The organism is Paenibacillus sp. FSL F4-0243 (assembly GCF_037963295.1).
Lineage (GTDB): Bacteria > Bacillota > Bacilli > Paenibacillales > Paenibacillaceae > Paenibacillus_AQ.
The window spans coordinates 4,638,709-4,652,611 of record NZ_CP150151.1; the positions used below are offsets into that span (position 1 = coordinate 4,638,709).

At 41.2% G+C, this 13,903-nt stretch carries 14 protein-coding genes; 4 read left to right on the forward strand and 10 right to left on the reverse strand.

The features are described 5' to 3' along the window. Window positions 1-11: 11 nt before the first annotated feature. The 7 genes from NSS87_RS20675 to NSS87_RS20705 form a co-directional block, all read right to left on the reverse strand. The gene (locus NSS87_RS20675) at window positions 12-776 is read right to left on the reverse strand and encodes an ABC transporter ATP-binding protein (RefSeq protein WP_339242477.1); all 765 of its coding nucleotides are present in this window, start codon (window positions 774-776) and stop codon (window positions 12-14) included. 15 nt (window positions 777-791) lie between these two features. Beyond that, a complete protein-coding gene (locus tag NSS87_RS20680; protein ID WP_339242479.1) occupies window positions 792-3,131 on the reverse strand; it encodes an ABC transporter permease in 2,340 nt (779 codons plus the stop codon). Window positions 3,132-3,176: 45 nt separating this feature from the next. Continuing rightward, window positions 3,177-3,800: a TetR/AcrR family transcriptional regulator gene (locus tag NSS87_RS20685; protein WP_339242482.1), complete on the reverse strand. Its 624-nt coding sequence runs from the start codon at window positions 3,798-3,800 to the stop codon at window positions 3,177-3,179. Window positions 3,801-3,952: 152 nt separating this feature from the next. Then, the gene (locus tag NSS87_RS20690; RefSeq protein ID WP_339242484.1) at window positions 3,953-4,915 is read right to left on the reverse strand and encodes a permease prefix domain 1-containing protein; all 963 of its coding nucleotides are present in this window, start codon (window positions 4,913-4,915) and stop codon (window positions 3,953-3,955) included. Window positions 4,916-4,921: 6 nt separating this feature from the next. Continuing rightward, window positions 4,922-5,248 carry a PadR family transcriptional regulator gene (locus NSS87_RS20695; protein ID WP_042189881.1) on the reverse strand — a complete coding sequence of 109 codons (327 nt, stop codon included), beginning with the start codon at window positions 5,246-5,248 and terminating at the stop codon, window positions 4,922-4,924. A 155-nt stretch (window positions 5,249-5,403) separates the two neighbouring features. Beyond that, a complete protein-coding gene (locus NSS87_RS20700) occupies window positions 5,404-5,970 on the reverse strand; it encodes a hypothetical protein (RefSeq protein ID WP_339242486.1) in 567 nt (188 codons plus the stop codon). A gap of 408 nt (window positions 5,971-6,378) precedes the next feature. Further along, complete coding sequence (locus tag NSS87_RS20705) at window positions 6,379-7,266, reverse strand: phosphotransferase (protein ID WP_339242488.1); 888 nt, start codon at window positions 7,264-7,266, stop codon at window positions 6,379-6,381. Window positions 7,267-7,385: 119 nt separating this feature from the next. Here NSS87_RS20705 and NSS87_RS20710 point away from each other — a divergent pair, with 119 nt between their 5' ends. Beyond that, window positions 7,386-7,934: a MepB family protein gene (locus NSS87_RS20710; RefSeq protein ID WP_339242490.1), complete on the forward strand. Its 549-nt coding sequence runs from the start codon at window positions 7,386-7,388 to the stop codon at window positions 7,932-7,934. Here NSS87_RS20710 and NSS87_RS20715 read toward each other — a convergent pair. Further along, a complete protein-coding gene (locus NSS87_RS20715; RefSeq protein WP_339242492.1) occupies window positions 7,904-8,431 on the reverse strand; it encodes a peptidase M56 in 528 nt (175 codons plus the stop codon). The genes NSS87_RS20710 and NSS87_RS20715 overlap by 31 nt on opposite strands. 107 nt (window positions 8,432-8,538) lie before the next feature. Between NSS87_RS20715 and NSS87_RS20720 the strand changes: the two genes are divergently transcribed. Further along, entirely contained in the window at window positions 8,539-9,147 is a 609-nt protein-coding gene (locus NSS87_RS20720) for an isoprenylcysteine carboxylmethyltransferase family protein (RefSeq protein ID WP_339242495.1), read from the forward strand. A 128-nt stretch (window positions 9,148-9,275) separates the two neighbouring features. Further along, window positions 9,276-10,541 (forward strand): alkaline phosphatase, encoded by a 1,266-nt coding sequence (locus NSS87_RS20725; protein WP_339242497.1) that lies wholly within the window; start codon window positions 9,276-9,278, stop codon window positions 10,539-10,541. A 105-nt stretch (window positions 10,542-10,646) separates the two neighbouring features. On the opposite strand, the gene NSS87_RS20730 is transcribed toward NSS87_RS20725, so the two are convergent. Further along, window positions 10,647-11,177, reverse strand: coding sequence for a hypothetical protein (locus tag NSS87_RS20730; RefSeq protein WP_076286585.1), 531 nt, complete (start codon window positions 11,175-11,177; stop codon window positions 10,647-10,649). 58 nt (window positions 11,178-11,235) lie between these two features. Then, a complete protein-coding gene (locus NSS87_RS20735) occupies window positions 11,236-11,769 on the reverse strand; it encodes a PadR family transcriptional regulator (protein ID WP_052404357.1) in 534 nt (177 codons plus the stop codon). A gap of 176 nt (window positions 11,770-11,945) precedes the next feature. Here NSS87_RS20735 and NSS87_RS20740 point away from each other — a divergent pair, with 176 nt between their 5' ends. Further along, the gene (locus tag NSS87_RS20740) at window positions 11,946-13,871 is read left to right on the forward strand and encodes an FAD-dependent oxidoreductase (protein WP_339242500.1); all 1,926 of its coding nucleotides are present in this window, start codon (window positions 11,946-11,948) and stop codon (window positions 13,869-13,871) included. Window positions 13,872-13,903 lie beyond the last annotated feature (32 nt).

The following is a 13,903-nucleotide window of genomic DNA, read 5'->3' on the forward strand; positions in this document are numbered from 1 at the left end:
TTTCCTATCAATCAGAATCCCAACTTCAATAACCAAGCCGACAACTTCTCTTCCCGCTCTTTTAAGTCCCCATTTATGCGATTGAATTTACCAAGCCATTGCTCAGAAGCTATGCTGCCATCCAGCATATACAGGACACGTTCTGCCTGAGCAGCGACTTTCGCATCATGTGTAGCCAGTAGAATCGTTGTACCGGTCTGATTAATATTTATTAATATCTCCATAATTTCACTAGCAGCTTTAGAGTTCAATGCACCTGTTGGCTCATCACCAAATAGAATATCAGGCTCATTGATGATTGACCTGCAGATCGCTGCTCTTTGCAGTTGTCCACCCGACACTTGTGTAATATCACGCTCAGCGAGTGCAGAGATTCCGGTTTTTTTCATTAACTCAGCGGCTCTGTTATTGATGGTTCTACGACTAACGATTTTAGCTCGATAAGCGGATAAGATGATATTGTCCCGAATAGTCAGGTTTTTTAAAAGATGCATCTGCTGAAAAATAAATCCCATTTGATTTAAACGCAGTTCAGCTAATTCACTCTCAGAAAGACCACTGATGTCCTGCCCTTTAAAAACAACACTTCCTGAAGTCATCCGGTCCATACCGCTGATCGTATAGAGCAATGTTGATTTCCCTGAGCCAGAAGGCCCCATTATAGCTACGAATTCTCCCTTTGATACCTGTAGATGAACATCTTTTAATACCGTCTGCGGGGTTCCTTGCCCGGTTACAAAGGTTTTATTTAAACCCTTCGTCTCTAATATGAACATACTACCACCTCACCCTCATTCGACAATCAGTTTAGATAAATTGGATTTCTTCATCGATATCGTGCTTACTACGGTTGTGAGTGCTACAATGAGCATGAAAAAAAGAGGGAGAACAAGATAAGCTATTACCGGATTAACTACAAACTGTATTTGGGATGCTCCCATAAAGGATCCGAGTAATTGAGTGAATTTTTGACCGATGGTATTAACTGCAAAGGTTCCGAGAATGATTCCAAGACCAGAAACCAGTAGCAGCCTTACCTGATATTGCTTTCGAATATCTTCTAACGTAAAGCCAATGCTTCTCAAAATTGCAATTTGCGAGACGTCCTTCGCTAGCAGCATTTTTAGAAATAAAGCTGTAATCAATACTGAAATTGATATCGAGATAGCAATGGATAAGCCAGTGACCAGCTTTAATTGGCGAATCGTATTCCCGAGCGTCTGAGATAAATAGCTTTCTAGATGAGTAACTTTGGCTGGATAAAATAACTTTGCATATTGATCCATTTTCTCCTGAACGGAAACATTCGGATTCACATCTAAAGCTACGATATACCATAGCACGGACTTCGGGTTATAAGGTAATCGGGCTTTTGCAGTTCGACCACCGTTCGTTATATCTTGGTAGATCCCGCTAACCGTCAATTTTTTCGAAGTGCCATCTACCTCCAAAAGAACGCTATCCCCTACCCTTTTGTTCCATTCCTTGGCATTCAGATCAGAAAGGGCAATCTCATCCCCACTTTCAGGGATTCCTCCGTTAATATAGGTGAGCGGAAAAATAGAGAAATCTCCTGTTTCAACATTGATATTCTCCCATACGCCATCGCTGCCTAGCACTTTAAATCGAGAAGTAATTAATGGTGAGAATTTAGCTATTTCGGAGTCCTTATTTAGCGTCGTTATCAGTTCATTAAATCGCTTCTCTATTTGATCAGATGGCTGCAAATCTATTCTCATGTCACTCTGACCTACACCCATATAAGAAATAAACCGAGGAGACTGAAGGGTATTCAATATATTTACTGGTACAAGAATGATAAACAGACAGATCACAAATACGAAGAATAGCAATCCGAACATGGTGAAGCGTCCATAAACATCCTTTAGGCCAAGAAAAACATTCACATTTATATGCCTGCGCTTACTCAGCACCATTCTACTTTTATTGCCTTTCAACTCCCCCACAGTCCCTGACCTTAAAGCCTCTACTACTGTTATACGATTAAACCTTCTAAGAATAACTCTGCAAAAGAACACAATCATGCCGAAGATCAAACCGACCGCTAAGACTGGAACAATAGGCTGAAGTATCGTTTTCGGAGCAGTCCCCAAGTACAATGTGATATTCGCTGTAAACAATCGCACCACACCCAAAGATAATAAATATCCTAGCAGTGAAGCGCATGCTGCCATAACCATATATTTTGCCAAATAGATCCTTCTAATATCTCGCTGTGAAATCCCAATTGCTTTCATGACGCCAATCTCTCTATAATCCTCCTCTAAGGTCGCGATCATCGTAAACCTTAAACATAGGACGGCAATAATCATAAGAAGGATACTTACCAAAATAATGACAACTGCAATAATCCCATCTGTCAGCGCATTCAGCGTCTTAAACAAAGGATAGTCTATCATTGGTCCTTTACCGGGCATATCTGAGGATTGATAGGTATTCCGGAACTCGCTAAGTCTACTTAAATCGGTGATTTGAAATTCAATTAAGTACTCAACTTCTCCATGGTTCTTCTTAAGTACATTATAATCCGTGTCATTTACGACAAAGCGCTTAGAGCTAACAATAGCTGGATTCATTTGGATGTCTCGAACAAAATCCGTAACCATAAATTTTTGATCTAACTGTCCATTGGAAAGGGTAACCTGATCACCAATCTTCAGATCATTCTGCTTCATATAATAAATAGGAACTGCGATTTCTCCTTCAGCTACCCTAATCACTTGATTCTCTAAATTCAGCAGCAAATCAAATGATGGGTTCTGCTTAACAAAACCTATATCCATTACGCTGTTCTCTTCCGACTTATTGCTGTTACCCAAGACAATCTGCGAGCCATCTATCCTTAGCATTTCTACTGTTTGTTGATTCTTAACAAGTGGATTTGTTGAGGCGAATTTTTGAATACCTGCGTTATCTATTGGACCAGCATGCATTTGAACAAAATGGGGAGCCTTTGATTTATCCAGCAAATGACTTAAAGAACCGGTCAATTCCATAATGACTTGAGAAGCACAAGCAGCAAGCAAGGCCGATAACATCATAAAAATAATTAAGACGATCGTTATAATTTTATTTCTTTGAAAATCTTTTTTCACAATGTGTAGCAGCATTGACGATCTCTCCCCTACGTCTCATTCATCCTCCCTGCACGGACCTTACTCAAACATTTGCGTTACGTAGGAAAAGCTTCCTTTTTCAGCTCCCAACGTAGTCTCCATAATATAAATAAAGCTCTGAATTTTGAGAATGATCTCTTCCGGTTGCCACTTGAAAATCCCTTCATCCAATAGAAATTGTGAGGCGACCAACAGAAATTCCATCGTTTCTTTAGGATAAGGACAGTGGAACAAGCTCTCCTCGATTCCCTGCTCAATCACCTCTGTCAACACAGGTGTTAGCTTCAAAATAGTTTCAGCCAAGCTTTTCTGATGGATTAGTGCATTCTCAGCTTGATGAAACTGTTCAATCATGTGACCTTTTCTCTCCGAATCAGGTTTCTGTGCCATTATGATTTGTAGTAGCTTTTCATGTACGGAGAGCTTTGAATCAGCAGCAATGATCTTCGCAACGTCTACTCCAGCATCGATGAATCGTGTGACCACTGCTTCCATAACCTCCTCCTTCGACTTGAAATAATAGTAGAACGTGCCCTTGGCAATCCCGATCTCCTGCAAGATGTCGTTCACTGTAGTTCTCGCATAACCTTTCGTAAAAAAAAGCATTTCTGCCTTATCTAATATTTCATTTCTGCGTTCTTCCGCTTCTTTGGAAATTCTCATTTATTCTGAGTCCTCCTTTTTATAGACCGACCGTCGGTCTATTCCATTTAAATACATTTAATACATCATGTCAATGATGTTCCAGCAAATTGGACAAAAGAAAAAAGGTAACCTCCAAAGAATGAGGTTACCTTAATGTGCAGTCAGTATAATCAGGAGACATTTTTGCGCTTTAGAATATGATACACATTGCTGAACATACCGGACAGGATGCCAGCAATTGGGAATACAGCCCAGTTAACGTCCCATCGCCCATAGACAAAGCCCGTAAACAGAAAAATCGCCGTCGCCAACGGCCACAACACAGCCCCAACAACTCCAACAAATCGGTTCTCTTCCTGCTTCTCTGCAGTGATGTTCGGCTCCTCCAGCAATTTCGTATAAGTTCCCTGAATATTCCCGTAATAGATGAATAGAAACACCGCCACAGCCGCAATAAAAAGAAAAGCAGCGACTCCATATGGAGCATAGTCATCGTTGACATAAGAAGTTGCGAAGATAAAGGTCGGCGACAGCACACAAAGACAGACGCCCACAATCAAAGCAAGGCGATAAGTCGGAGCATAAAGGGCTTGACTGCGCTGAAGCGCCGTTTTGAGCGCATAAGGTAGCTGAAAGCCTTGCTCTAGACTTTCGAAGCGCTCGAGTTTCATGCCGCTATGAATGAACATCCCAACGGCCACAGCGACCAGCACGAACATTCCGACCATCCCCAGCATTGAACCTTTATCAGCCATATCAGCATTATTTTCAAACAATGTACTAAGAGTAATCAACAGCGCCACCCCGCATGCGCAGAGAAAAACACCGAGACCGGTCCATAATCCGGAGCTACGTTTGGCAGCCGCATAAGCATAAACCTCTTCTTCACTCAGCATGGGCACAGTCTTCTCCTGTCTGGCTGGATGGATGCCTAGCTCAGCAGTCAGCTCCTCAATATTGCCGAATTCCGAAATAACGATACCGATCGCCTCATTCTCAGACTTACCATCCTGCTTCAGCTCCAGGTACTTATCTTCCATCCCGGACAGCAGCTCCTGCTTCAAACGCTCCAGTTCCGGAGTCTTCGGCAGACCTGCAAACATATTATCCAGATATACTATGATCGTCTCCATGCACTATCACCACTCCTTGATAAATTGGTTTACAACTTCCTGCGTAACCTTCCATTCCTCACATTTTTCTCGGTAATAGGCGAGACCCAGCGGGGTAATCCGGTAATATGTGCGCCGCTTGCCAAGACTCTCATCCAGATAAAAGGATTCAATGTACCCGTTCTTCTCCAGCCGGGTAAAGGCGGAATACAGCGTTGTCTCCTTCATGACATACTTCTCCTGAGTCAGCTGCCTGATATTCTTAGAAATCTCGTACCCGTAGGATTCCCCATCGAGCAGCATGTAGAGGATCATCGTATCATTGTAACCACGTATAACATCACTGCTGATCAAAAATGGTACCCCCTATGATTACTTCATCTGTCGTAGTAGTTGCAGTATACCATAATTACTACGACAGATGAAGTAGTTGCAAAAAAATAGGCAAAAAAATCTAAAAAGCATAAAAAAAGAGAATTGCTCTATGTGAGCAACTCTCCTCAAATCAGCTAGTTTCTTGAATTTTCAAAAATCTGATCAATCTTCTCTTTCGCACCTTCCCAGGAGGTCAATAATGGAAATCCATATTGTTCACGGGCTCTCAAATTCCATGGATGCGGAATACAGAGTACTTTCCTTCCGTCCTGCAATGCAGGAACCAAGTTGTGAACCCCGTCATCGATCAGAAGATCATAATTAATAAGATTCTTTCGTTTGCATGGGAAGAAATTTTCGATGGGAATAAACGGCATATGCTTCTGCAGCCAGTTCCATTTTTCAACAACTGCATTGGGCTGGGCCGCCGTAACAATAATAACATCATAAGCATTGTGCAGTTTCTCCATTTCACCTACAACATGCTCGTCGAATAATTCAAGCTCCTCATATAAACCAGGCCGCCCATAGAATACATCTTGTGTACAATCTGGATGACGTAAATGATCCGTATTCCAATCAAGCATCTCCTCGTACTTCAGTACATGAGTGGGGAAATCATTGTTGTTATGGTATATAGCTCGTTTGACTAGATGGCATATCGTGTCATCCATATCAACTGCAATTATAGGCTTTCTCATCTGTGTCCCCCATATGTTTTTTTATATTACTATTTAAGTATACACAATATAATTACTGTTTTCGTCTTGAGTTAGTTAAATTTCAATTTAATGTTTTTTAAACGCCTCTACGCATCTTTGACAGATACAGGCTTTACCACTCAGTTCCAAAGGTACCCTTTCTAGTAGTTCTGCAGGAATTTCCGTATGAAAACACCAACAATCACCACTATTAGCACCACAATGATTTAATTCTTTACATAAAGGACAATACCGTTGTTCAACTTGTTTATTTTTTATTTCCAAAGCTTCTACTCCCCCATACGATTAAACATTTCTCTTCTATTTAGTTACCAAGCATAGGATTATTCAATAAAGCATGCACAGCACTTTCCCAACATGCAATAAAGTCATTCACATTTTTTCCAATCATTTCATTCCTTCTATAGATCTTTGCAATACCTCTATACTTTCCTGAAGAAATGCCTTATTGTTCTCAATTCCTCTGGTTTTACACCAAACTACCGCACTAAAAGCATCATAAAAATTATAAAACGGTATAATATTTTCGAGATCAGGTAAAGGACAAACCGATTCGTAGCCTTGCACATACGGGAGCCGGGTTAGCGGGTTCACTTCCCAGACGTATCGGTTCATTTTTGTAAAATCAATTTCAGAGGAACCACCACGAGCACTCTCGTAATCAATTATACCAACGACTTCATTATCTTTTATTAATATATTGCCTGGTCGAAAATCCATATGAACAACACAAGGCCCATCAGGTTCAGGTAACGCCGAATATACGCTATCAAAGTGAGTAATACATTTCTCAAATAAATCAGGATGAAGGAGTTCTTTACAAGGTTCTTTCCACTTTTCAAAATTATTTTTCAGGTATAATCTCCAGCTATTGTTCTCTACCATCTGAAAACCATCGGATCCATAACATCCATACGCTGGCATGGTAACTTCATGAAGCATGGCATGATAATTACCGATTTGAAACGCCAGACTCTGATCAATGTTACTCGTACAAGGCACCCCATCTATAGCGGATAGAAGCATTGCACCGACACTCTTATTATCTCCGTCCCAGAAATCCAATACTTTTGGAACAGGTATAACACCCTTTAGTCTTTCAAGCATCTCAAATTCGCGAACCAGTTTATCCCTGTTGTATGGAATTTTCACGTATACGTTGTCTAGATTATTAAGAGTAAGTTTATACACTTCAGAACTAAACGACTCTGGAACAGACTCTATATTCAAAACACTCAGCTTAAAAATTTCAATTAATTTATGTATGGATTTCATACGACTACCTCCAATCTCAAGGGAAAGGTGCTCTGTTCACGGTTGTGAACTCCCTATTCTTGCATTATGATAGAGAACATTAGGAGTTTCTAAGGAACTCAACCGGGAGATTTGAACAGATGAAATTTAAGAATCACAGCTTTTCAGGTATCATTCATAGTGATCTGCTTGCTACCCAAGAGCTTGTATATAACCCGTGCAATCTTGATTGCTCTGACCTCATTCATGAACCACACAATGCTGATTATGGGGCGTATATATTTAATATAAACGCGCTATCCATTAGATTCCGTGTTGCAAAAATCACACCTACAAAGATCGGGCAGTTTGTCACGTTATGGGAGAGAATTGGAGATGGCCCCATCCAACCCTATGATAAATCAGATCCTGCTGATCTCTTCGTTATAAGTACGCGCAATGAGAATCACTTTGGTCAATTTGTATTTCCAAAAGCTGTGCTAGGTAAACAAGATATATTATCCAATAAAGGTGACGGTGGCAAAAGAGCACTACGAGTGTACCCCCCATGGGATAATCCCACGAGTCGTCAAGCTCAAAAAACACAAAAATGGCAGTTGGAATATTTCCTAGAAATACCGGTAATTAAGCCAGCAGACTATCTTCGTGTGCAAACACTTTACGGTTTTCCAGTAAATCGAACAGTCTGACCTATGTCCTCCACATGTTTTATATCCGCCCATAAAATAAAATAATTGAACAAAGAATCTCCTATTTTCACCGCTTCTGGATATTTCAAAATAATAGCAGCCTGATGATTCCATTCCTCTTCCTGATCAGCAGAAGGCACAATCAATCGTGCTTTCTCTTCCGCTTTTAACCCCTCTAGTGTCAGTTCAATGATTTGTGGATCAGAGCCATAAGGCTTCAGTTGATGAAATGCATCCTTGTTTGCTACTTCATCGATGGATAACCCCTCTCCAGAAATAGCGGATAATTGAAAAAATCCGTCGTTCCCCTGATACCTCTCAGCATATTCTGGATTTACTTCCCACTCGGAGGGATACTTCAAAGTGACCTTATACTCTTTTGAAGTATATGTTGACAACCCCGATGGCTTAACCAGCATTCCGATTCCACTTACTAATGCAATAGCCGCAATAATCAGGACCCTTAACCACCATCTTTTATACGTTGACGTTTTCACATTATCCCCCTAAATCAATATTTAGTTGACATGCACAGCATCAGGAAATAAGATATAAGCAAACATATGAGCAATCATTCATATGTATTAGTGAGGAGGAAATTACAATGAGTAATCTAAAAAATATCCTATCCCTAATTCTTTTCTTCATATTCCTTATTTCTTACCTTTTGAAGCTCCTTATACTTTACAAAAAGAACCACATTAAAGGTAACGTATTAGCTAAAGGAAATAAACGATCTATGATCCATTATACCGAGCTGTTCGTTAAGACTACTACTTTTGTGTGGGGAGCAGCGTGGTTTATGTTTTCCTTAGCGGAGTCATACATAGTTACACTAGTAGGAGAACATTTTAATCATCCGGCGATTCACTTTATCGGTGTTGGTGTAGTAGCCCTCGGATGTTCCATTTTCATACAAGCAATGATTGCCATGCGTACTTCGTGGAGAGTTGGGATTGATAAGTCTACTGTAACAAAACTCATCACGCACGGTATATATAAATTTAGTAGAAACGCCGCATTTGTCGGTTTTGATCTCATGTTTCTTGGATTGTATCTTATGTATCCAAATTCATTAACACTAATTATATTCTTTCTTAACATTGTAGCCATTCATTTTCTTATTCTTCAGGAAGAGCAGCATTTAAAATCTGTATTCGGAGATGAATATATTCAATATTGTAATAATACACCTAGATATATTTTATTTTGAAATCTTGCCTACTGTAAATCCTATGCTTTCAAGCACGCTACAATTTACATTTTTTACAATATCCGAAAACATTCTCTTAATGTAATTACTATAGTATGAGGTTGTAAACATACATTAGGAGGGAAATTATGAAATCACCGAAAAAGTACGGCGTTAAGACGGCAATTGTAGCGACTGCAGCAACTGCTCTCTTCGTTTCCAACGTAGTCACTACACAAGCACCAAATCAGGCCAATGCAGCTTCATCAAACACAAGAAATGTGATTCTGTTTGTCGGTGACGGAATGGGTACTGCCCAGCGCAATGCCATCCGCCTAGCTACAGTAGGTGAAAAAGGAAATCTAGCGATGGATTCTATGCCATATGCTGGACTAATTCATACAAGCTCCACTGTCCCTGTTACAGATTCAGCTGCTTCAGCCACAGCCTATGCCAGCGGAGTCAAGACTTATAACGGTGCCATTGGGATGAATGCAGATAAAAAGTCCGTACAAACCATTATGGAATATGCAAAATCAGCAGGGAAATCTACAGGCGTTGTAACTACCAGCCAAGTTACTGATGCTACAGGCGCCGCCTTTGGTGCTCATGTTGAAGATCGCTCCAAACAAAGTGATATCGCTCTGCAGCTTCTGACCAAGAGCAAAGTTGACGTTCTTCTCGGTGGAGGCGAAGACTTCTGGTATCCTGCTGGGAATCCAGGTAAATTCGCAGATGAGCCAGCTGAAGATCCTTCAGAGAAGAGCAAAGGAACGCAAGGGAACCTTGTAGACAAAGCTAAACAGCTTGGATACTCCTACGTAACGAACAAAACCGATATGCAAAAGGCGAAAAGCGGCAAGCTTCTCGGGTTATTTGCAAATGAGGAAATGTTCCAGCAAAAGCCAGAGGGTGAAGGAGATATCTACAACCCGGTTGTATCCCTGCCTGAAATGACGAAAAAAGCGATAGACACGCTTGCAGCAAATAAAAAAGGATTTTTCCTGATGGTTGAAGAAGAGGGTACTGACGAATTTGCACACCAAAACAATGCCAAGATGACGATTAAAGCGGGACAAGAGTTAGATAAGTCCGTACAGATTGCCAAAGATTTCGCTAAAAAGAATCCGGATACCCTTGTCCTAGTTCTCGCCGACCATGAAACAGGTGGATTCTCTATTGAAGCCGTAGACGCTGAAGATGAATCAGGTGACGGCATTTCCAAAGAAGATGGTCCGTTTGCCATCGCTAACTCCAAACAGAATTTCGTTGTAGACTGGACGACTTCAGGTCATACAGCAGTGGATATTCCAATTACGGCCATGGGCAAAAACGCTCAGTTGTTTACAGGAGTATACGAAAATACCGAAGTATTCACTAAGGTTGCGCAAGCCATGGGCATTAAAGTGAAATAAAAAGATCGAACAACATAAAAGACTAACCAGACTTTCTGGTTAGTCTTTTTGATTGATGAATCGCAATCCCGGGTTCTCCCATATACACTATGATGATCTCCATACCTACTTAGCATCTGTTCGAATAACAAACGTGATTTCCTTAGTCTGGTCTAGCCACTCGCCTGTCAGTCTAAATCCCCGTATAGTTGCCCCTGATTCATAATCCTTACTATCTGAACTAAGAAAAGCCGCCATATTCGAATCGAGCTTAAAAGTAGCTGTCTTATCCGCCCATTCAACATTTACCGGCTCTGCTGTTTCTTTTTTATACTTTAAAGTGCCATTATCTTTCAAAATATAATCTGTCAATTTGTAGCTGTTTGGGGCTGTATTGCTAAATTCGATTTCTATGATTTCTCCAAGCTTCACATAGGGAATTGAAACATCCGGTTCAGCCATAAGGCTTTGGAAAGATACATTAACTTCTTCTGAATTAGTGTTCCTTTCAAGTGGCTTTAAGACAGATTGAATGACTCTCCCCTTGGATGTAACCGTTACTTCCTTAATTACAGAATCACTTGCCTGTTCTTGATCGCAGGCTGAAAAAATAAACAGGAGTACAAGACCAAGGGTTAATAAGTATACTTTTCTCAAGGAAAACCCCCTTCTCCATTAATTTCAGTTACAATGATGATCGACAGCGAGATACGGATCAATGCATATCCAAGGCGTCCAGTTTATGGGAAAGCTCATGGATTAACTCTAGCTCATGTAATACCATACTTCGGGTATAAAAATATAGCTCTTCAGAGTAATCCAAATCTTCACCGTTCCCAACCACTAGGGATAACTGTTGTAAATGTTCCAGCTTCTCTTTCATGTAAGTCTCTCTGTAATCAAGTAATCTTCGGCGGGCCTCCTGATCCAGTAGCTCATAATAAGCAAGACGAATAGACCATTCATTATCAATACGAATAGTCTCCAGTGAAAATTCGTTCAAGCAGATATGAAACCGCTCCTCACCCTCGGCTGTGATGGAATACACATACCGTTTAGGCCGGTTTTCCTGCATTTCCGTTTTTTTAATCACCCAACCTCGCTTTTCAAACAATTTCAGCTTCGGATACAGCGAATTATTATTAACGATTTTATCGTTACTCATTACGAAAATGATATTTTTTTTAATCTCATAACCATGTTTTGACCCTTTCATTAATTGAGCCAGAATCAAGACTTCAATATCCATATTCATCCTCCGAACTACCGGACTTCATTTCCGGTCATTTTCTTATCTTACCTCAAGGACTGCATTTGTGCCAAATACTTCGTGATTTTATGCACATACTTTTATCGTTCCGTTCGATAGTATAGGTTAAAATAACCTAATTATTTTTAACCTATATATAGAGAGGAAGTTATAGCATGGAATTCGCACATTTGTTCAGCAAAGGTACGATAGGAAATATGGAGCTTAAGAACCGGGTCATTTTGCCTGCCATGGGAACAAAAATGAATGCTCCGGGTGGGTATGTCAGCGAGCGCTTGATTGATTACCATGTAGCACGCGCAAAAGGAGGTAACGGCTTAAATACAGTTGAAGTAACAACCGTTCACCCAACGGCTGCTTCTGAGGATGCTCCAGCCATATTTGATGATAAATTCATTCCTGGTATGACCCAATTGGCTCATGCTATTCGTGATGCAGGCGGCAAAAGCTGTCTTCAGTTATGGCATGGAGGGAAAGTAACTCCCAACCTGATTCAAGTCTCCTCCTCCCCTGTCCCTTTCGAGGGTGTAACACATATCCCCCGAGAGCTGGAGAATCACGAAGTTAGTGAGATGGTTCAAGCTTACGCAGATGCTGCTTCACGTGCGAAAAAAGCTGGATTTGACAGTGTAGAATTCCATGCTGGTCATGGTTATTTGCCACAACAATTTCTAAGCCCAGCGATGAACTTCCGTCAGGATGAGTACGGCGGTTCCTGGGAGAATCGTTGTCGCTTTCCGCTCGCTTGTATCCGTGCCATTCGAGAAGCCGTTGGACCCAGGTTCCCTATCTTGATGAGAATCTCTGCTATCGAGGATCTTCCCGGCGGACTTACACTGGAAGATATGAAGCTCTTCTCGAAGCTCGCTGAGGATGCTGGTATTGATGCGATTAATGTATCGCGCGGAGTTCCAGCAGGCGCAGCTATTAAATATGAAGTACCACCTATCGATTTACCTGTGGGCTTCAATGTAGATAACGCAGCACAAATTAAATCCGTGGTTAACATTCCAGTTATAGCTGTAGGTCGTATTAATGATCCAGCTATTGCTAATCGAATTATTGCCGAAGGACTGGCTGATTTCGTAGCTATTGGCCGCGCTCAATTGACAGATTCTGAATTCTGTAACAAAGCATTAGCTGGACGCGCGGACACCATTGTTAAATGTGTGGGTTGTGATCAAGGCTGCTTCGATGGATTCGTAAATCCGAAGGTGCCTTTCATCAGCTGTGTATTTAATCCTGCTACCGGAAGAGAAAGTGAATATGAATTACAGCGAGCGAGCACACCAAAAAAAGTACTTATAGCCGGTGGTGGGCCAGCCGGATTAGAAGCAGCAATCACACTGAAACGTCGTGGGCATTCTCCAATTTTATGCGAAAAAAATGACATTCTAGGCGGACAGCTTTATATCGCTGGTGCCGCACCGCGTAAAGAAGAAATGGCCGCGGCTGCTCTGAATATGGGTGAGACGGCTAAACGTGAAGGTGTAGAAATCCGAATGAATACGGAGGTTACTCCAGAGCTTATTCAAGAAATCAGTCCGGATGAAGTCATTCTTGCAATCGGATCAGCCCCGATTATTCCTCCAGTAGAAGGTGTTTTGAGTAGTCATGTAGTAAATTCACATGATGTATTATGGGGAACAGCTCATCCTGAAGGTCGAGTTGTTATTATTGGAGGGGGTTTGGTCGGTCTCGAGGTCGCTGAGCTCCTGGTCGAACGCGGAAATCAAATCACTGTTGTAGAAATGCAAACCGATGTAGCAAATGATCTGGGTATCCTTCGTAAAATCTGTGTAATGGAAAGCTTATATGGCCACGGTGTTAGATTAATGACCAACAGCAAGTGCATGACGATCCAAAAGAATAGCGTGATGGTTGAAAAAGATGGGGAGCTTCTCAGCCTGCCAGCCGATTATGTAGTAATCGCAGTAGGATCACGCGCCCTAAACAAGCAACCCCTTCAGAACTTCTTGGAGGAAAGCTCCATTCCTTATCATGTAATTGGGGATGCAGTACAAGCTCGCAGAGCGCTTAATGCTATTTGGGAGGGTGCAGAATTAGCTAGACGAATTTAGTTCATATAGTCAATTAGATTTATGAATAAACC